This window comes from Acinetobacter sp. GQ146 (assembly GCF_059758585.1).
In genome coordinates, this window is record NZ_JCAXDV010000003.1 from 333,053 (window position 1) to 351,913 (window position 18,861).

General features: G+C 44.2%; 28 protein-coding genes and 1 pseudogene. 23 read left to right on the plus strand and 6 right to left on the minus strand.

Annotated features, from left to right (window positions below; all coding sequences use genetic code 11):
* The first annotated feature begins 31 nt into the window (after nt 1-31).
* Nucleotides 32-1,276 carry a dicarboxylate/amino acid:cation symporter gene (locus AC6CHI_RS07585; protein WP_498120462.1) on the plus strand — a complete coding sequence of 415 codons (1,245 nt, stop codon included), beginning with the start codon at nt 32-34 and terminating at the stop codon, nt 1,274-1,276.
* 500 nt (nt 1,277-1,776) lie between these two features.
* Here the strand turns inward: AC6CHI_RS07585 and AC6CHI_RS07590 are convergent, their stop codons facing one another.
* The 6 genes from AC6CHI_RS07590 to AC6CHI_RS07615 form a co-directional block, all read right to left on the minus strand.
* Complete coding sequence (locus tag AC6CHI_RS07590) at nt 1,777-2,721, minus strand: metal-dependent hydrolase (RefSeq protein WP_498120464.1); 945 nt, start codon at nt 2,719-2,721, stop codon at nt 1,777-1,779.
* Between the two features lie 122 nt (nt 2,722-2,843).
* Nucleotides 2,844-3,719 (minus strand): ribosome biogenesis GTP-binding protein YihA/YsxC, encoded by an 876-nt coding sequence (gene yihA, locus AC6CHI_RS07595; protein WP_498120466.1) that lies wholly within the window; start codon nt 3,717-3,719, stop codon nt 2,844-2,846.
* 87 nt (nt 3,720-3,806) lie between these two features.
* Nucleotides 3,807-4,253, minus strand: coding sequence for an RrF2 family transcriptional regulator (locus tag AC6CHI_RS07600; protein ID WP_458891668.1), 447 nt, complete (start codon nt 4,251-4,253; stop codon nt 3,807-3,809).
* A gap of 85 nt (nt 4,254-4,338) precedes the next feature.
* On the minus strand, nt 4,339-5,550 hold the full coding sequence (gene hmpA, locus AC6CHI_RS07605; protein WP_498120468.1) for an NO-inducible flavohemoprotein: 1,212 nt from the start codon (nt 5,548-5,550) through the stop codon (nt 4,339-4,341).
* A gap of 265 nt (nt 5,551-5,815) precedes the next feature.
* Entirely contained in the window at nt 5,816-7,366 is a 1,551-nt protein-coding gene (locus AC6CHI_RS07610) for a helicase HerA-like domain-containing protein (RefSeq protein ID WP_498120470.1), read from the minus strand.
* A gap of 17 nt (nt 7,367-7,383) precedes the next feature.
* Nucleotides 7,384-8,583 (minus strand): PLP-dependent transferase, encoded by a 1,200-nt coding sequence (locus AC6CHI_RS07615; RefSeq protein ID WP_498120472.1) that lies wholly within the window; start codon nt 8,581-8,583, stop codon nt 7,384-7,386.
* Nucleotides 8,584-8,729: 146 nt separating this feature from the next.
* Between AC6CHI_RS07615 and AC6CHI_RS07620 the strand changes: the two genes are divergently transcribed.
* From AC6CHI_RS07620 to rplO, 22 genes and pseudogenes are all read left to right on the plus strand, one after another.
* The gene (locus tag AC6CHI_RS07620; RefSeq protein ID WP_498120474.1) at nt 8,730-9,464 is read left to right on the plus strand and encodes a type 1 glutamine amidotransferase; all 735 of its coding nucleotides are present in this window, start codon (nt 8,730-8,732) and stop codon (nt 9,462-9,464) included.
* 261 nt (nt 9,465-9,725) lie between these two features.
* A complete protein-coding gene (gene rpsJ, locus AC6CHI_RS07625; RefSeq protein WP_000070912.1) occupies nt 9,726-10,037 on the plus strand; it encodes a 30S ribosomal protein S10 in 312 nt (103 codons plus the stop codon).
* A gap of 60 nt (nt 10,038-10,097) precedes the next feature.
* Nucleotides 10,098-10,736, plus strand: a complete 639-nt coding sequence (gene rplC / locus AC6CHI_RS07630; protein ID WP_458891663.1) for a 50S ribosomal protein L3 — start codon at nt 10,098-10,100, stop codon at nt 10,734-10,736.
* A gap of 11 nt (nt 10,737-10,747) precedes the next feature.
* On the plus strand, nt 10,748-11,350 hold the full coding sequence (rplD, locus tag AC6CHI_RS07635) for a 50S ribosomal protein L4 (protein WP_016168601.1): 603 nt from the start codon (nt 10,748-10,750) through the stop codon (nt 11,348-11,350).
* Nucleotides 11,347-11,667: a 50S ribosomal protein L23 gene (gene rplW, locus AC6CHI_RS07640; RefSeq protein WP_100241840.1), complete on the plus strand. Its 321-nt coding sequence runs from the start codon at nt 11,347-11,349 to the stop codon at nt 11,665-11,667. Before rplD ends, rplW begins: the two co-directional genes overlap by 4 nt.
* Before the next feature lie 11 nt (nt 11,668-11,678).
* Nucleotides 11,679-12,503 (plus strand): 50S ribosomal protein L2, encoded by an 825-nt coding sequence (gene rplB, locus AC6CHI_RS07645; RefSeq protein WP_100241839.1) that lies wholly within the window; start codon nt 11,679-11,681, stop codon nt 12,501-12,503.
* A gap of 13 nt (nt 12,504-12,516) precedes the next feature.
* The gene (gene rpsS, locus AC6CHI_RS07650) at nt 12,517-12,792 is read left to right on the plus strand and encodes a 30S ribosomal protein S19 (protein ID WP_004775885.1); all 276 of its coding nucleotides are present in this window, start codon (nt 12,517-12,519) and stop codon (nt 12,790-12,792) included.
* Between the two features lie 11 nt (nt 12,793-12,803).
* Nucleotides 12,804-13,133, plus strand: a complete 330-nt coding sequence (rplV, locus tag AC6CHI_RS07655) for a 50S ribosomal protein L22 (RefSeq protein WP_001982638.1) — start codon at nt 12,804-12,806, stop codon at nt 13,131-13,133.
* Nucleotide 13,134: 1 nt separating this feature from the next.
* Nucleotides 13,135-13,900, plus strand: a pseudogene (gene rpsC, locus AC6CHI_RS07660) (30S ribosomal protein S3).
* Nucleotides 13,894-14,307 carry a 50S ribosomal protein L16 gene (rplP, locus tag AC6CHI_RS07665; protein ID WP_100241837.1) on the plus strand — a complete coding sequence of 138 codons (414 nt, stop codon included), beginning with the start codon at nt 13,894-13,896 and terminating at the stop codon, nt 14,305-14,307. Before rpsC ends, rplP begins: the two are co-directional and overlap by 7 nt.
* Nucleotides 14,307-14,504, plus strand: coding sequence for a 50S ribosomal protein L29 (gene rpmC / locus AC6CHI_RS07670; RefSeq protein ID WP_004650482.1), 198 nt, complete (start codon nt 14,307-14,309; stop codon nt 14,502-14,504). Before rplP ends, rpmC begins: the two co-directional genes overlap by 1 nt.
* Nucleotides 14,501-14,758, plus strand: a complete 258-nt coding sequence (gene rpsQ, locus AC6CHI_RS07675; RefSeq protein ID WP_016168596.1) for a 30S ribosomal protein S17 — start codon at nt 14,501-14,503, stop codon at nt 14,756-14,758. The genes rpmC and rpsQ overlap by 4 nt, the downstream gene beginning before the upstream one ends.
* Before the next feature lie 89 nt (nt 14,759-14,847).
* A complete protein-coding gene (gene rplN / locus AC6CHI_RS07680; protein WP_001982634.1) occupies nt 14,848-15,216 on the plus strand; it encodes a 50S ribosomal protein L14 in 369 nt (122 codons plus the stop codon).
* Nucleotides 15,217-15,225: 9 nt separating this feature from the next.
* On the plus strand, nt 15,226-15,543 hold the full coding sequence (gene rplX / locus AC6CHI_RS07685; protein ID WP_044739623.1) for a 50S ribosomal protein L24: 318 nt from the start codon (nt 15,226-15,228) through the stop codon (nt 15,541-15,543).
* Between the two features lie 15 nt (nt 15,544-15,558).
* Nucleotides 15,559-16,095, plus strand: a complete 537-nt coding sequence (rplE, locus tag AC6CHI_RS07690) for a 50S ribosomal protein L5 (protein ID WP_016168594.1) — start codon at nt 15,559-15,561, stop codon at nt 16,093-16,095.
* A gap of 9 nt (nt 16,096-16,104) precedes the next feature.
* Complete coding sequence (gene rpsN, locus AC6CHI_RS07695; protein WP_004754234.1) at nt 16,105-16,410, plus strand: 30S ribosomal protein S14; 306 nt, start codon at nt 16,105-16,107, stop codon at nt 16,408-16,410.
* A 13-nt stretch (nt 16,411-16,423) separates the two neighbouring features.
* Nucleotides 16,424-16,819 (plus strand): 30S ribosomal protein S8, encoded by a 396-nt coding sequence (gene rpsH, locus AC6CHI_RS07700; RefSeq protein WP_016168593.1) that lies wholly within the window; start codon nt 16,424-16,426, stop codon nt 16,817-16,819.
* A gap of 13 nt (nt 16,820-16,832) precedes the next feature.
* A complete protein-coding gene (gene rplF / locus AC6CHI_RS07705) occupies nt 16,833-17,366 on the plus strand; it encodes a 50S ribosomal protein L6 (RefSeq protein ID WP_458891661.1) in 534 nt (177 codons plus the stop codon).
* A 14-nt stretch (nt 17,367-17,380) separates the two neighbouring features.
* A complete protein-coding gene (gene rplR, locus AC6CHI_RS07710) occupies nt 17,381-17,731 on the plus strand; it encodes a 50S ribosomal protein L18 (protein WP_016168591.1) in 351 nt (116 codons plus the stop codon).
* 2 nt (nt 17,732-17,733) lie between these two features.
* On the plus strand, nt 17,734-18,231 hold the full coding sequence (gene rpsE / locus AC6CHI_RS07715) for a 30S ribosomal protein S5 (RefSeq protein WP_273778400.1): 498 nt from the start codon (nt 17,734-17,736) through the stop codon (nt 18,229-18,231).
* A gap of 5 nt (nt 18,232-18,236) precedes the next feature.
* On the plus strand, nt 18,237-18,413 hold the full coding sequence (rpmD, locus tag AC6CHI_RS07720; RefSeq protein ID WP_004985357.1) for a 50S ribosomal protein L30: 177 nt from the start codon (nt 18,237-18,239) through the stop codon (nt 18,411-18,413).
* Nucleotides 18,414-18,416: 3 nt separating this feature from the next.
* The gene (gene rplO / locus AC6CHI_RS07725) at nt 18,417-18,857 is read left to right on the plus strand and encodes a 50S ribosomal protein L15 (protein ID WP_458891660.1); all 441 of its coding nucleotides are present in this window, start codon (nt 18,417-18,419) and stop codon (nt 18,855-18,857) included.
* Nucleotides 18,858-18,861: the final 4 nt, after the last annotated feature.

An 18,861-nucleotide genomic window follows, 5' to 3' on the forward strand; every position in this document is an offset into this window, starting at 1 on the left:
TGTGACTTTAAAAGATAAAATTACATCAGATATGAGCCTGAATACCCAAATCTTGATTGCCGCAATTCTGGGGATTGCCTGTGGTTTTTTACTGAGTTTATTTCCCAATAGTGGTTTTTTTGATAACAGTCTTTATGCCCTCGGCATCATGAGCAGCATTTTTATTGGTCTGCTTAAAATGCTGCTGATCCCATTAATTTTTAGTTCGATTGTCGTGGGGGTGTCCAATTTGCAAGCGGGCGGGCAGTTGGGGCGTGTCTGGAAAATTACCTTAGCCTGTTGTGTTACCACCACCACCTTGGCGTTAATTTTGGGCATAGGCTGTGCACATTTATTCGATGTCGGGCAAGGCGTAGATATTGCACTGTTTCAGGATGCGATCAATAGCTATCAAACGCCTGATACCCTTACACCATCCTCTTTTTTCACCAATTTTATTCAAAATACACTGATCAACCCATTTAAAGCTTTTGCTGAGGGTAATGTATTGGCAGTGGTGGTTTTTGCCTTGTTGATTGGGGTGGCCTTGGTCCATGGGGGAGAGCGTTTTAAAGCGGTACGTCAGCTTGCAGGACAGTTCTTTGAAATCATGATGCTGATGATTCGTTGGGTTATGAAATTGGCACCACTGGGAGTTTTTGCCTTGTTAGCCAAGCTGATTGCCACGGAAGACCTTTCTGTATTGAGTCGTCTGGCTGAATTTGCAGTGGTGGTGACCGGAACCACCATTTTCCATGGTGCTGTGGTTTTACCTGTATTACTTTGGATTTTTGGGAAAATGGATCCTGTGACCTTTTTTAAGGGCACACGAGCTGCACTGATTACCGCATTTGCAACCAGTTCCAGTTCTGCCACCATGCCTTTGTCGCTGAAATGTGCGCAGGAAAATCTGAAAGTACGTCCTGCAACCGCTGGTTTTGTCATTCCCTTAGGGACACAGTTGAATATGGATGGCACAGCATTGTATGAAGCGGCTGCGGCCTTATTTGTTGCAAATTTAATGGGGCTGGATTTAAGTCTGGGGCAGCAAGTTATTGTGTGTTTAACTGCCATGATTGCTTCACTAGGGGCACCTGGGATTCCCAGTGCTGGCATGGTCACCATGATTATGGTGCTGCAATCGGTGGGCTTGCCTGCTGAAGCGATTGCGATTTTACTGCCGATTGATCGTCTACTTGATACGGTGCGCACTGTGGTGAATGTACAAGGCGATATGATGATTAGTGTGGTGGTGGATCGTTATACTCAAGATTCGAAAGTTGAGTCGACCAGTTAAACTGTATTCCAACATGGATTCCAGACCCTCTTTCAGTGATGCATTCGGTGCCTTGAAAATAAGCTGCATATCCACTGTATAAAGTGCGTTGTGCGGCTTTTTTGGGGGCACTGGCTTGTGTCGGGATATAATGGCATTAACTTCTGCCGCTGAACGAACATTATGCCCCAGTGAGAATCCAGTCGGACAGAGAGGGGTTAGTTGTAGGTCTGAGTCTAGGCTTAAACTCTGCTGAGGCCGCAGCGCCAGTTTTAAACCAGATTGCAGTTCAATAAAAGCAACCGCTCCATTTTCATATTCTTGTCCAATAATGCCTTTACTTTTAAAGCCCAGTCCTTGGCAGTAAAAATCCAGCGATGTTTGAAGGTTGAGAACCGCAAGGGTCAATACACTGAGATGAGGATGCATAGGGGCGAACTCATGTGAAAAGTGGCTTTTTGCATGAGTAAAAAAGCAGGTGAATTCAGCCTGCTTTTTGTTGGATTGTGAGCTTCAGGTGGTTAAGCGACTTTAAGCATGGCACGTAGTGCGGCAGGGGACTGATTTAAATAGGCAATCGCATCTTCCGTTTGTGCTTCATGCACCGGATCATACCAAGGCATCAGATAGCCCAATTGTTGTGAAATCAGCCATAATGGATTGGGCAGTAAGCGGTTATCTTGTTGCGAGATCCTGTACCACTCGCGCCAGATCCAAGGCTTATAAACAGCAGGGCGTATGGATTGGAAGCGTGGATCTTGTCGCATGATGTGCGCTGCACCATCGACCCATAATCCCAGTACGACAATAATCACCAGAACACTGAGATAATAACGCGCCAAATAACCACCACCTAAATGGCGATATAAATCAAATGCTACAGTCCGATGCTCGATTTCTTCAGCGCCATGCCATTTCACTAAGTCGAGCATTGCAGCATCGGCACCACGCTTTTGCCACTCGGTATTGTAAAGCGCATATTGACCCAAAACACAGGTCATGTGTTCTACCGTGGCCACAACCCCCAATCGGAACAAATCCCACTGATGTTGTAATGGTTTGGGAATGGAGAAACCTAAGGGTTGGTCGGCCAGTAATTTTCCAAACAGGAAATCCATCAGTTTCAGATTACGTTGAATGTCAATTTGGCGTTCGCTTAAATACTCTTTGTTGGCAGAATTATGTGCTTGTGCATGCATGGCTTCTTGGCGAATAAAGGCCTGTACATCGTGTTTGAGTTTTTCATCTTGAATTTGCGGTAGGACTTTATTGTAGAGCCGGCAAAACCAAAACTCACCCGCCGGGAGGATCATATTAATTTCATTAATAAAATAACTGACAAAGGGCTGTTCAGGTATCCAGTCAATCGGGGTGTTGAGCCATTCAAACTTCACTTTGCGTGGTTGAATGCGGTAGGCAATCGAAGAAGCCATTTTTGATTTTTTTAGTCGTTGTAAGCGTTTCATTATACTGTCCTCAGCATTTTTTCATGCGTCAAGGCAGTATGAAAAAAATGTCCCGCAATGTGATTAGCAATGCGGGACATTTCAATGTCAATTCATGATGAATAGACGGTGTTTAATCGAGCTTAATCCTGTTGAGGTGTTTGTGCTGATTCATCCGCGCTAACTTCTTCAGCAGCAAATGTTCTATGCTCGGCATCTTCAAACGCCTGATCTTGCTCATCGTCTAGAGCGTTATCCGCTTCGGCTTCAGGAATCAGGGCAAGATCAAACTCTACTGATTGTTCTAGGGTGAAATTCAAACGTCCACCCATGATACTGGCAAGTTCTTCTAGGCCTTGCTTGTTTAAAGACGAGAACAATTGAATCGAGAAGTCGAGCTTCATTTTTTTCAATTGCTGTTTGACTTCTAATAAGGCTTTGTTGGCAGGCCCACGGTTCATTTTATCCGATTTGGTCAATAGCACATGGACAAACAATTTACGTGAGTAGGCCCATTCCAGCATCATAACGTCAAAGTGTTGTAAGGGATGGCGGATATCCATCAATAACACCAGACCCTGTAAACTTTTACGATGAATTAAATAATTTTCGAGTTCTTTCTGCCAGACGATTTTCATGGCTTCGGGTACAGCGGCATAACCATAACCCGGTAAATCAACCAAGCGTTGATCAGGATTGCCTAAACTAAAAAAGTTAATCATCTGGGTGCGACCAGGTTTCTTGGACGCACGTGCCAGCTGTTTTTGGTTGGTTAGGGCATTAATCGCACTGGATTTACCGGCATTGGAACGACCTGCAAAGGCAATTTCGTAGCCCGTGTCTTCCACACACAGATTGAGTTTTGGGGCACTCATTAAAAATTCGGCTTTACGGAGCCAGTTGAGTGCGCGTACAGCATATTCAGTAATCGCAGGATCCATCTTTTTTTCATAGCTGATCTTCTGCTTGGGCGCTTGCGCGGTTTTACTGTTTTTTGATTTTCCTCTGCTGTGATGCATAGCTCAACTTCATTCACTGTTTTTCAAGTGCCTAGTATAAAGGAAGTCGACCACACACGCGAATTTTCCTCTCATGGGAGTAAAGTCTTACAAATTCAGGAGTTCAATACCGCTATTGATGCTCTTGTTGGTTTTAGCATTGGAGCGTTCCAGAACTTCACCTAAGGTGTATTGGTTTAAGTGCTGATAAAACTGTTCCAGTGCCTGATCTAGAATACTTTTAAGACCACAATTGCTTCTGAGTACACAAGGTGGGTTGTTGCACTCAACAATAGGGTTTTCACCTTGTAGGGTTCTGACAGCTTCACCAACTTTAAGATGAACCGCATCAGGGTTCAGGCGAATGCCACCGCCTTTGCCACGTGTGGTGATTAACCAGTTTTGTTTACCCATAAAGTGCACAATTTTGACCAAATGGTTTTGTGATACTTTGAGGTCGGCGGCAATTTCCGCAATGGTATAGGCACTGTCTCTCGGACGCGAAATATACATCAGAATGCGCAAGGCATAATCGGTAAATTTATTTAGCTGCATGATTGTGCTCATCTTTTTTTGAGATGAATAGATAGGGCTAGTCTAACATAGACTAGCCCTATAAGGTACGCATGCGATAGATGGCTTAGAGGCGAACTCCGCCTGTACCAAATGCTTCACTATGAATTTGTTCAGGTTTAATCCCGCGAGCCACAAGCGCTTTGTGTTGTTCCGCCATAAATGGCATAGGACCACAGAGGTAGTAATCTGCATTGCTTGGAAGTAATGCGGCGTCAACCGTGGCTAAATCAAGGCGTCCTGCTGCATCGTAATGTTCTCCCAAGACATCGTCCGCTTCAGGAAATTCATATGCGGTAAACAAGGTAATTCGTGGATACTTGTCTGCAACATCTTTCAAATGTTGTTTCATGGCATGTACGTGTTTGTTACGACAAGCATGCAAGAAAGTTACCGGTTGTGGCACATCTTCAGTCACCAATTGATTCAGCATGGCAATCATTGGGGTTAAGCCTACACCACCGCTAATAAATACATTACGTTTCTTGCTATCAATTAAGTAGAAGTTACCCGTTGGTGCTGAAATTTCGACTTCTGCACCTACATCTAAACCATGTAAGGTATTCGATACCCAGCCCTCAGCAATGTCAGCACCATTGCCCGCTTCACGCTTGACCGAAATACGAAGATAGTCTTGCTGTGGACTGGTAGACAGCGTGTATTGACGGGGTTGTTTTAAGCCCAGCTCAGGCACAAATACACGTACGGAAATATATTGTCCTGCTTCATATTGCGGTAAAGCACCGCCGTCTACAGGGGCGAAGTAGATAGAGGTAATTTCATCACTTTCAACCACTTTTTTCGCGATTTTAAAGTTGCGCCACCCTAACCAGCTGCCCTGGGTTTGTTGGTGTTGATCGTAGATTGCCTTTTCAGTGCTAATAAACAAATCTGCCAGTTGACCATACGCAGCCGCCCAAGCTCCAATTAATGGATCATCCATTGAAATATTGAGCACTTCGCTAATCGAATGTAATAGGTTTTCCCCGACAATACTGTAGTCAGGTGCTTGAATGTTAAGGCTGACATGCTTATGCGCAATCAGCTCAACCACAGGTAACAGTACGGATGGATCTTCGATGTTTTCCGCATAAGCCAATACGGCACCTGCTAAAGCCTGAGCCTGAGCACCACTACGTTGATGCCCCATATTAAAAGTTTCTTTTAAGTCAGGATTATTGCCTAGCATACGGTTATAAAAATAACTGGTTAATGCGACACCGTTTTCACGTAGGACAGGGACAGTTGCTTTTACGAGTTCTATTTGCTGCGGAGTCATATCGAGATCTCACTTGGCTGTTATTTATAAGATGTATTTAAAATACATTTTTAGTTTTTTAATTGCAATCTATTTTTAACACAAAACCCTATTTTTTTTATGGAATAAAAATAGGATTATGCAAAGTCAATACGATCAATGTAGTTGCTTATAGATTGATGCTGTATCGAGGCAAGACCATTGTGCATGGATGAGCAGTGACTGTAGTTGTTAATAGGGCTTTCGAATCTGATGGTGTTAAGCCAGTATTACCTACTAGAACAGGCTATTTCCCGCCAAATAAAGAACCCAATAAGCCACGCACAATTTTTTGACCAGTAGACCCTCCTAAACTGCGTGCAGCACTTTTGGCAAAAGTGCCAACGGTATCTTGGATGAGTTTTTCGCGTTGTTTTGCCAGACGTTCAGCTTCTTTCTGCTGCTCTTTGGTTAGGCGTTCCTGTTCACGAGCTTGTTGTTTGGCTATAGCCTCTTGTTCTTTTTTGCGCTGCTGATCTTGTTCGGCTTGGATCGCTTGTTGTTGGCGGTCGGCGACTTTTTGCTGTAAGCGTTCGTAGGCACTTTCGCGGTCTATACACTGTTCATACACACCCGCAACGATACTTTGCGCGATGATGGACTGCCGTAACTCAGCAGAAATTGGATGGAAAGCTGAGTAGGGCGGCATGACCCAACCACGCTCTACCATTTGTGGGATGCCTTGTGCATCAAGGCAGCTAATCAGTGCCTCACCGACACCGAGCTCAGTAATGGCTTGTTCAACATCAAAGTGAGGATTAGCGCGAAAAGTTGCGGCAGCAGTTTTTACCGCCTTCTGGTCTTTAGGGGTAAAGGCGCGTAAGGCATGTTGTACACGATTACCCAGTTGACCCAGAACGCTTTCTGGTAAGTCGAGGGGGCTCTGAGTTACAAAATAAATGCCTACTCCTTTAGAACGAATGAGTCGCACCACGTGTTCAATTTTTTCTTGTAAGGCTGCACTGGCATTGTCAAACAAAAGGTGAGCTTCATCAAAGAAGAACACCAGTTTCGGTTTGTCCATATCGCCCACTTCTGGCAATTGTTCAAACAATTCAGACAATATCCACAGCAAAAAGCTGGCGTACAATTTGGGGGTATTCATCAGTTTATCGGCTGCCAGTAGGTTAATGTAGCCACGACCTTCAGAATCGGTTTGAATAAAGTCGAGGATATTTAAGCTCGGTTCACCAAAGAACTGATCACCGCCTTGATCAGCCAAAGCCAGTAAATTGCGCTGAATCGCGCCTAAACTGGCCGGGGAAAGATTGCCATATTCGGCTTTAAACTCTGCTGCATGTTCACTGACATAGCTCAGCATGGTTTTTAAATCTTTAACGTCAATTAGCAGCAGGCCTTGATCGTCAGCAATACGAAATACTGCAGCCAGTACGCCTTCTTGCGTGTCGTTCAGATTTAGCATGCGCGCCAATAAGAGCGGACCGATTTCGGAAATGGTGCTGCGAATAGGATGACCTTGTTCACCGAACAAATCCCAAAACACCACAGGTGAGGCAGCGAAAGGAATCGCGTCGATGCCCAAACTTTTAAGACGCTCATTAAACTTAGGGTTGCTGCTTCCAGCCTGCGCTAGACTGGAGACATCCCCTTTGGCATCGGCTAAAAAAACGGGTACTCCAATGCGTGAAAAACTTTCAGCGAGGACTTTGAGTGTCACTGTTTTACCTGTACCTGTGGCACCTGCAATTAAGCCGTGTCGATTGGTAAACTGTGGCAATAAAACAATATCTTGAGTCGTATCTGTGGTTTTTTTAGCAATGACGATCGGGGTACTCATTTTTCACCTGTTATAATTTATTCGAGCTGTTTTAATGCGTTTTGAATATCTTGGACTAAATCGTCTGCATGTTCTAGTCCTATGCAAAAACGGACCAATAAACCTTGTTGTAAATGTGTAGTCTGCAGTGAACGCATATGATTCAGCTCATACAACATCACCAAACTAATAGGGCCACCCCAGCTAAAACCCAGTTTAAATAATGACAGTTGATCACAGAATTGACGCACAGCTTGCAGGTCATATTCAGGTTTAAAAATGACACTGACTAAACCAGCGCTTTTTCCAGTTGTGCAGACTTGTTTCCAGTATGCATGTCCTGCTGCATCGGGGTCGCTCGGGTGTAATATTTGGCTAAATTGAGGTTGTTGTTTTAACCATTGCAGCACTTTTAGGGCGGACTGTGATTGCTGTTCATAGCGCAGGGCCATATGTGCCAAGCTCCGCTGAATTTGTGCAGTATCATCCCCTGAGACCGCAATGCCTTGAATGGCATGCATACGAAATAATTTATGGTGCAGATGCACATCTCGGGTCACTACAGAACCCATGAGGATGTCACCTCCACCACTTGGGTATTTGGTGAGAGCATGCACACTGATATCTACAGACAAATGCTGCTCGGAAAAATCAAAGGGATTGAAGGCTAAGCCTGCACCCCAAGTATTATCTAGCACGGTCATAATATGATGTGCTTGAGCTTTTTGTACTAATCCAACCAAATCGGGAAACTCTAAGGTGACTGAACCTGCGGCCTCTAACCAAAGTAGCTTGGCTTTGTCGGAGGGGTTAAAGCTAGCACTGTCAATAGGATTATAGACTTGAACCTGTATGCCATAGCGTTTTTCCAAATTACGCAGATGTTCCATGTTTGGACCGTAGACATTGTCTGGAACCCAAACTTCGTCCCCATGTGCCAGTAAGGCAGAATTCACTAAATTAATCGCAGAAAGACCACTTGGCGCCAACAGGCAATATTCACCGCCTTCAATCTGAGCAATCTGGTCGGCTAGGGTAAACGTGGTGGGGGTACCATGTGTGCCATAACTATAGTCATAGGGGTCGGTCCAATGGCGATCAAATAGGGCACTGGTATCTTCAAAGATAATGGTGGATGCCCGAAACAGGGGAGGTTGAACGGTAGAAATATATTGCGGTGCTTTTCTTGGTGCATGAATCAGTGCGGTTTGAGGTTTCTTGTTCAAAATAGGACTCATTAAAAGCGTACGATGCAGCCTAGATTAAGAGAATATGTGGATTTTCGCTACAGAATTGGTCAGAACTGTAAAAAGAGAGTATCAAATGCAAAGTTGGCTTCAATTTTGCTAAATCATAAGAAAGCTACAACAATAGGTTACAGCGCATGAAGTCGCATTTAAAAGTACATTATTTTCAGCATATTGCTGGTGAAGGGTTCGGTAGTTGTTATGATTATTTAAAAGCACATCAGGCACAGATTACAGCCACAGAATTTTTTGCCTTACCCGTCGAACTGTCTTTGGAAATAGAGGCCTTGCCACAGGTCGAAGACGTTGATCTGCTGATCATTATGGGTGGTACCATGAGTGTGAATGATGAGGCCAATTATCCGTGGTTAAAAATTGAAAAACGTTGGCTCAGGCGTTATCTGGCTTTAGGAAAGCCAGCCATAGGCTTGTGCCTAGGAGGGCAGTTAATTGCCAATGCCTTGGGTGCAGCGGTGAGTAAAAATGCTATACAAGAACTGGGTTGGACTACGGTAAGAAAAGTACAACATGTTCCTCAAGATTGCTTTACCCTGCCTGAATATTTTAATGTCATGCAGTGGCATAGTGAGACATTCGAGATTCCGAAGGGGGCGATTCATCTGGCAGAAAATGATGTGTGCCGAAATCAAATGTATCAGATAGGTAAAAATGTACTGGGATTCCAGTTTCATCCGGAAATTACTCCCGAAACATTAAGCTTATTTTTAGAAAATGATGAAGAGCTGGCTTTGTTTTCAGGGACGCATGTACAGACAGAAAGTGAGTTAAAACGTTCAGCCAAGACGCAATTTTTGCAGGGCAATCAGTTGCTCAATCAAGCAATTGAATACGTTATGCAGAAAACTGCGTAACGATCAAATAGTAAACAATTGAAAATGGAAGAAAATTGAAAAAAAGAGCAAAAAAAGTAAAATGGATTTGCTTAAGCGTTAAACAATCGCTATAATAAGTGACCCTTTAATGAAAGGGGTTAACTACGAATAAAGTAGTTAATATCGTGACAGTCGTGGCATCGATCATGACCTTAGTGATTTTCACTGCCTTTGACACTTACCAATAGGTGAGATGCGTCAAGGGTGATTCTTTATATATTTGGCTTGGAGTTAACTGGTATGTCTAACCAGAGAATTCGTATCCGTCTTAAGTCTTTTGATCACCGTTTAATTGATCAATCTGCTCAAGAGATCGTAGAAACAGCAAAACGTACTGGCGCACAAGTTTGCGGTCCAATTCCGATGCCAACTCGCATCGAACGTTTTAACGTTTTAACATCACCACACGTTAACAAAGATGCGCGTGACCAATACGAGATCCGCACTTACAAGCGTTTGATCGACATCGTTCAACCTACAGATAAAACTGTTGATGCATTGATGAAGTTAGATCTTGCTGCTGGTGTTGATGTTCAGATCGCTTTGGGTTAAGGCTTTCGGTTAATTAACGCTTTTAAAGTTAATTAGGCCGCTTTTTTAGAGGTTATGCACATGGCTATTGGTTTAGTCGGTCGCAAGTGCGGTATGACCCGTATCTTTACAGATGCTGGTGTTTCTGTACCTGTAACAGTGATTGAGGTTGATCCTAACCGCATCACTCAAATCAAAACGCTTGAAACTGATGGTTATCAAGCGATTCAAATCACTACTGGTGAACGTCGCGAATCTCGCGTAACTAACGCTCAGAAAGGTCACTTTGCGAAAGCTGGTGTTGCTGCTGGTCGTCTAGTTCAAGAATTCCGCGCTACAGAAGCTGATCTTGAAGGTCGTGAAGTTGGTGGTGTTCTAACTGTTGATCTATTCACAGTTGGTCAAATCGTTGACGTTACTGGTACGTCTAAAGGTAAAGGTTTCCAAGGTGGTGTTAAGCGTTGGAACTTCCGTACCCAAGATGCTACTCATGGTAACTCGGTTTCTCACCGTGTTTTAGGTTCTACTGGTCAAAACCAGACACCTGGTCGCGTATTCAAAGGCAAAAAAATGGCTGGCCATTTAGGTGCTGAACGCGTAACTACTCAGGGTCTTGAGATCGTTGCTATTGACGCTGAACGTTCAGTTCTAGTAGTTAAAGGTGCGGTTCCTGGTGCTACCGGTGGTGACGTTACCGTTCGTCCTACGATTAAGGCCTGAGGGGAAATAACGTGAATTTAAAAACTGTTTCCGGCTCTGCTGTTGAATTGTCTGAAGTTGCTTTCGGTCGTGAATTTAACGAAGCTCTTGTACACCAAGTTGTTACAGCTTACTTAGCTGGTGGTCGTCAAGGTTCGAAAGCTCAGAAATCACGTGCTGACGTATCTGGCGGTGGTAAAAAGCCATTCCGTCAAAAAGGTACTGGTCGCGCTCGTGCTGGTTCTATTCGTAGCCCAATCTGGGTTGGTGGTGGTAAAACTTTTGCCGCTCGTCCACAAGATTGGTCTCAAAAAGTTAACCGCAAAATGTACCGCGGTGCAATGCAATGTATCTTAGCTGAACTTGTTCGCCAAGATCGTCTTGTATTAGTTGAAGAGATTGCTGTTGCAGCTCCAAAAACTAAAGAATTGCTTGCAAAACTTAACGACTTGAATGCAACTCGCGCATTGATCGTTACTGATGCTGTAGATGAGAATCTATATCTCGCAGCTCGCAACATTCCACACGTTGATGTGGTTGATGCTACTGCAATCGATCCTGTGAGCTTGATCGCGTTCGATAAAGTTGTTATGTCTGTTGCTGCTGCTAAGAAAATTGAGGTAGAACTCGGATGAACAACGAACGTATCTATCAAGTCCTCCAAGGACCTGTATTCTCAGAAAAAGCACAAGTTTTAGGTGAGACTGCTGGTGTTCAAGTATTCAAAGTTGCACTTGATGCAAATAAGCTTGAAATCAAAAAAGCAGTTGAACAACTCTTTGGTGTAGAAGTGGTTAAAGTAAACACGACTATCACTAAAGGTAAGTCTAAGCGCTTTGGTAAAACATTAGGACGTCGTTCTGATGTTAAAAAAGCATACGTCACCCTGAAAGCTGGCCAAGATGTAGAAATGGCTGACTTGGGCGATACCGCTGAAAGCGCAGCGGAATAAGGACGAAAATTATGCCGATTCAAAAATGTAAGCCAACGTCTCCAGGACGTCGCTTTGTTGAGAAAGTGGTTCATGACCACCTTCACAAAGGCGCTCCATATGCTCCGTTGGTTGAAGCTAAAAAACGTACTGGTGGTCGTAACAACAACGGTCACATCACGACTCGTCACGTTGGTGGTGGTCATAAGCAGCACTACCGTCTTGTTGACTTTAAACGTAACAAAGATGGCGTTCCTGCTGTAGTTGAACGTATCGAATACGATCCTAACCGTACTGCACACATCGCATTGTTGAAGTATGCTGACGGTGAACGTCGTTACATCATCGCACCTAAAGGTTTGCGTGCTGGCGATAAAGTACAATCTGGTAACGATGCTCCAATTCGTCCAGGTAACTGCTTGCCACTTCGTAATATGCCTATCGGTTCTACTCTTCACAACATCGAACTTAAAATCGGTAAAGGTGCTCAATTAGCACGTTCTGCTGGTGCTTCTGTTCAGTTGTTGGGTCGTGACGGTTCATATGCGATCATCCGTCTTCGTTCAGGTGAAATGCGTAAAGTTCACGTTGAATGTCGCGCTGTATTAGGTGAAGTTTCTAACCAAGAAAACAACCTTCGCTCACTAGGTAAAGCTGGTGCTGCACGCTGGCGTGGTGTTCGTCCTACCGTACGTGGTATGGCGATGAACCCAGTTGACCATCCACACGGTGGTGGTGAAGGGCGTAACAAAGGTATTCAACCTGTAAGCCCATGGGGTCAAAAAGCTAAAGGGTACAAGACACGTACCAACAAGCGTACGACTAAGATGATTATTCGCGATCGTCGCGTCAAGTAAAGGAATCTGACTAATGCCTCGTTCATTGAAAAAAGGTCCATTCGTCGATGCGCACTTGTTCGCTAAAGTTGAAGCTGCAGTAGCTGCTAACAACCGTAAGCCGATCAAGACTTGGTCACGTCGTTCGATGATCCTCCCGGATTTTGTTGGTCTAACAATCTCTGTACATAATGGCCGTAACCACGTTCCAGTAATTGTTACTGAACACATGGTTGGTCACAAACTAGGTGAATTCGCGCCAACTCGTACCTATCGTGGTCACGGTGTTGACAAGAAGTCTAAACGTTAATAGGTGCTATGATGGAAGTAACTGCTAAATTACGCGGTGCCGCTATCTCGGCACAGAAAGCTCGTTTGGTTGCAGATCTTATCCGTGGCAAATCAGTTGCTCACGCGCTTAATATCTTAAACTTCAGCAACAAGAAAGCTGCAGTTTTAGTTAAGAAAGCATTGGAATCTGCAATTGCGAATGCTGAACACAATAACAGTTTAGATGTAGACGACCTTAAAGTTTCTACGATTTACGTTGATGAAGGCATGAGCCTTAAACGTATTATGCCACGTGCTAAAGGCCGTGCAGATCGTATTACTAAGCGTACTTGTCACATCACCGTTAAGGTAGGGGTTTGATATGGGTCAGAAGGTTCATCCAATCGGTATCCGCCTAGGTGTTGTGAAACGTCATAACGCTAACTGGTATGCGAATCCGAAACAATACGCTGAATACTTGCTTAAAGATTTGCAAGTTCGTGAGTTTTTGACTAAAAAACTTAAGAACGCAATGATGAGCAATATTCTTATCGAACGTCCAACAGGCGCTGCTAAAATTACTATTAGCACTGCTCGTCCTGGTATCGTAATCGGTAAAAAAGGCGAAGACATTGAGAAATTACAGCGCGAACTTACCAACATTATGGGTGTTCCAGCGCAAGTAAGCATCAATGAAATCGATCGCCCAGACTTAGATGCTCGTTTAGTTGCTGAAGCAATTGCTTCTCAATTAGAAAAGCGTGTGATGTTCCGTCGTGCTATGAAGCGAGCGGTACAAAACTCTATGCGTGCTGGTGCTAAAGGTATCAAAGTTGAAGTTTCTGGCCGTTTAGGTGGTGCAGAGATCGCTCGTACTGAATGGTATCGTGAAGGTCGTGTACCTTTGCATACACTTCGTGCAGACATCGACTACTCAACTATGCGTGCTGAAACTACTTACGGTACGATTGGTGTTAAAGTTTGGATCTTCCGTGGTGAGATCTTGGGTGGCATGAAACAAGTCATGAACCCAGCTCCAGCTGAAGAGCGTCCAGCTAAACGCGGTCGTGGTCGTGGTGAAGGTCAAGAACAACGTCGTGGACGTCGTAACGACCGTGCTGCTGACAAGGGAGAATAATCCATGTTGATGCCTAAACGTACCAAATTCCGTAAAGTGCAAAAAGGCCGTAACACTGGTCTTGCGCACCGTGGTAGTACAGTATCATTTGGTACAATCGCGCTTAAAGCAACTGAACGTGGTCGTATGACTTCACGTCAAATTGAAGCTGCGCGTCGTACCATTAGCCGTCGTGTTAAGCGTGGTGGTAAGATCTTTATCCGTGTATTCCCAGACAAACCAATTACTGAAAAGCCATTAGAAGTTCGTATGGGTAACGGTAAAGGTAACGTGGAATACTGGGTTTGTGAAATCAAACCAGGTAAGATCCTGTACGAAATGGCAGGTGTGAACGATGAATTAGCAACTGAAGCTTTCAAGCTTGCTGCTGCTAAACTTCCGTTTAAAACCACTATCGTGACTCGGACGGTAATGTAATGAAAACTAAAGATCTACGTGAAAAGTCGGTAGAAGAGTTGACAGCTTTGCTTGATGAGCAACAGCTTAACCAATTCCGTCTTCGTATGGCTAAAGCAACTGGTCAATTGGGTAAGTCGCACGAAGTTGCACTTACTCGCAAGACAATTGCTCGTATTAAGACCCTCCTTACCGAAAAACAGGGGAACGGACAATGAGTGAAAAAACAGTCCGCACGTTAACCGGCAAAGTAGTAAGCGACAAAATGGACAAGTCTATTGTTGTGCTTATTGAACGTCGTGTTCAACACCCGTTGTATGGCAAATCAATCCGCCGTTCAACTAAATTACATGCTCATGATGAGAACAACACTGCTAAATTAGGCGACGTTGTGACAATCAAAGAAAGCCGCCCAATTTCTAAAACTAAGTCTTGGACTTTAGTTGAAGTTGTTGAAGCAGCTGCTGAGTAATTAAACGTTCTTGCATCATCGGTCAATTTCGAGTACTCTTTGAGCCTTTCGAAATTGCGACCGGTGATGCACGGTTTTGGAGTAGGGCAATGATTCAAACCGAAACTATGCTCGACGTAGCAGACAACAGTGGTGCCCGCCGCGTACAATGTATTAAAGTACTTGGTGGTTCGCATCGTCGTTATGCTTCAGTTGGCGATATTATTAAAGTTACTGTAAAAGAAGCTATTCCGCGCGCACGTGTTAAAAAAGGTGACGTGATGAATGCTGTTGTAGTTCGTACAAAATTCGGTATCCGTCGTCCAGATGGTTCTGTGATTCGTTTCGACGATAACGCAGCTGTTATTTTGAACAACAACAAAGCGCCGATTGCAACTCGTATTTTCGGACCAGTGACTCGTGAACTTCGTACTGAACAGTTCATGAAAATCATTTCATTGGCTCCTGAAGTTCTATAAGAGGCACTCATGGCTAAGATTAAAAAAGGCGATCAAGTAATTGTGATCGCAGGTAAGGAAAAAGGCAAACAGGGTACTGTTCTGTCAGTTTCTAATGACCGTGTTATGGTTGAAGGCCTTAACTTGGTTAAGAAGCATCAAAAGCCGAACCGTGCAACAGGTGCTGAAGGCGCTATCGTTACACAAGAAGCTTCGCTTCATATCTCTAATGTGGCAATTTTTAATGCTACAACCCAAAAGGCTGACCGTGTTGGTTACCAAGTGATTGAAGGCGTGAAAACTCGCGTTTACAAATCAAATGGTGAATCAGTGGCGGTAGCGAAGTAATAGGTTGAGAAGGCAATGGCCAGACTTAAAACGCGTTACAATGACGAACTTAAAGCTCAGTTACAAGAGACTTTAGGCGTTAAAAATGTGATGGATATTCCACGCATCACTAAAATCACGATCAATATGGGTGTTGGTGCAGCAGCTGCTGACAAGAAACTCCTTGATGGTGCTCTTGCTGATATGCAAGCAATTGCTGGTCAAAAACCAGTGCTTACATTAGCTCGTAAATCAATCGCTGGTTTCAAAATCCGTGATGGTTGGCCGATCGGTTGTAAAGTTACTTTACGCGGCGAACGCATGTACGAATTCTTAGACCGTTTGATCTCTATTGCGATCCCTCGTATCCGTGACTTCCGTGGTTTCTCTTCGAAATCATTTGACGGTCGTGGTAACTACTCTATGGGTCTTAAAGAGCAAATCGTTTTCCCTGAAATCGATTTCGATAAGATTGATCGTATTCGTGGTATGGATATTACCGTTACTACGACTGCTCGCACCGATGACGAAGGCCGTGCGCTTATGCGTGCATTCGGCTTCCCGTTCAAATAAGAGGTCGATATGGCTAAGAAAGGTATGATTAATCGCGAATTGAAACGCGAAAAGACAGTTGCTAAATTTGCTGCAAAACGTGCTGAATTAAAAGCGACGATTGCAAATGTAAATGCAAGCGACGAAGAGCGTTTCGAAGCGATGATGAAGTTACAAGCATTACCACGTAATGCGTCTCCAGTGCGTCTTCGTAACCGTTGTGGTTTAACTGGTCGTCCTCATGGTTACTTCCGTAAGTTCGGTTTAAGCCGTAACAAATTACGTGACACAGTAATGCAAGGTGATGTACCGGGCGTTGTTAAGGCAAGCTGGTAAGGAGCGACTATAAATGAGTATGCAAGATACCGTTGCCGACATGTTAACTCGTGTTCGTAACGCACAAATGGCTAAGAAACAAGCAGTTTCTATGCCTAATTCTAAGTTGAAGGTTGCAATTGCTAACGTACTTCAACAAGAAGGTTATGTTTCAAACGTAGAAGTTGCTGAAGTTGAAGGCAAAGCTACTTTGACCATCACTTTAAAATATTTCGAAGGCAAGCCAGTTATCGAAACTGTGAAGCGCGTAAGCCGTCCAGGTCTTCGCCAATATCGCGGTAAAGATGCACTTCCGAGCGTTAAGCAAGGTTTAGGTATTGCAATTGTTTCTACAAGCAAAGGCATCATGACTGATCGCGCTGCACGTGCTGCAGGCGTTGGTGGTGAAGTTATTGCTTTTGTTTCTTAATAGGTGATTCCTCATGTCTCGTGTGGCTAAAGCCCCAGTAACTGTACCTAACGGTGTTACAGTTACTCAGAACGGCCGGCAGGTCGAAGTGAAAGGCAGTAAAGGTACATTGTCTTTCAACCTGCATGCGCTGGTCGAGCTTAAACAGGAAGACGGTATTGTAGCTGTTGCTCCAAAAGCTGAGTCGAAAGACGCTTGGATGCAAGCTGGTACTGCTCGCGCTGTGCTTAACAACCTTGTAAAAGGTGTTAGCGAAGGCTTCGAACGTAAGTTACAACTTATCGGTGTTGGTTATAAAGCTGCGGTTAAAGGTAACGTTGTTAACCTTAACCTTGGTTTCTCTCACCCGATCGACTATACGCTTCCTGAAGGTGTAACTGCTGAAACTCCTACAGCTACTGAAATTATCCTTAAATCTGCTGATAAAGCAGCTTTAGGTCAAGTTGCTGCAGATATCCGTGGTTACCGTCCGCCAGAGCCTTATAAAGGTAAAGGTGTTCGTTATTCTGACGAAGTTGTACTTCGTAAAGAAGCTAAGAAGAAATAAGGCGCGAGGTTCTTATGAACGAAAAGAAACAATCCCGTTTGCGTCGTGCGAAAAGCACACGCTTGCACATTCGTGCATTGGGTGCGACTCGTTTGTGTGTAAACCGCACTCCGCGTCACATCTATGCTCAAGTTATCTCAGCAGATGGTGGCAAAGTTTTAGCGCAAGCTTCAACTTTAGATGCTACTTTACGTGCTGGTGCAACTGGTAATATCGAAGCAGCGACTAAAGTAGGTGCTTTAATCGCAGAACGTGCTAAAGCAGCTGGTATTACTAAAGTTGCGTTTGACCGTTCTGGTTTTAAATATCATGGTCGTATCAAAGCCTTGGCTGATGCTGCTCGTGAAAACGGCTTGGAGTTCTAATCATGGCTAAAGTTGAACAAAACGAAGGTCTTGTTGAAAAGCTGGTAGCCGTTGATCGTGTTGCCAAAGTTGTTAAGGGTGGTCGTATCTTCTCTTTCACAGCATTAACTGTTGTGGGTGATGGTAATGGTCGTGTAGGTTTCGGTCGTGGTAAAGCGCGTGAAGTTCCAGCTGCTATCTCTAAAGCACTTGAAGCTGCACGTCGTAACATGATTACTGTAGACCTTGCTGGTACTACTTTACAACACCCTGTGAATGCTCGTCATGGTGCAAGCCGTGTGTACATGCAACCTGCTTCTGAAGGTACTGGCGTAATTGCTGGTGGCGCTATGCGTGCTGTTCTTGAAGCTGCTGGTGTACAAAACGTACTTGCTAAATGTTACGGTTCTACAAATGCTGCGAACGTTGTAAACGCAACTTTCAAAGGTTTGCGTGATATGACTTCTCCAGAGAAAGTAGCTGCTAAACGTGGTCTTTCTGTAGAACAAATTCAAGGGTAATAATCATGAAAACGATTAAAGTTACCCAGACTAAATCTGCTTCGCATCGCTTGAAGAATCATAAGCTTTGCTTACAAGGTTTAGGTCTGCGTCGTATTGGTCATACTGTAGAAGTGCAAGATACGCCTTCTAACCGCGGTATGATCAACAAAGTCTACTATATGGTTAGTGTAGAGGAATAAGCCATGACTCTGCGTTTAAATGAACTTGCACCTGCAGAAGGTGCTAAACGCGAAAATCTTCGCGTTGGTCGTGGTATCGGCTCTGGCGTTGGTAAGACTGGTGGTCGCGGTATCAAAGGTCAAAACTCACGTAAAAGTGGTGGTACTCGTCCAGGCTTTGAAGGCGGTCAAACTGCGTTATATCGTCGTTTGCCTAAATTCGGCTTCACTAGCCAAATCGCTTTAAAAACTGCTGAAGTACGTTTATCAGAGCTTGCTAAAGTTGAAGGTGATATCGTTTCACTTGAAACTTTAAAAGCAGCGAATGTTGTACGTAAAGATATGCTTCGTGCTCGTATCGTACTTTCTGGTGAAATTACTCGTGCATTCACTGTTCAAGGTGTTGCATTGACTAAAGGCGCTAAAGCTGCTGTTGAAGCTGCTGGCGGCAAAGTCGAGGAGTAATCGC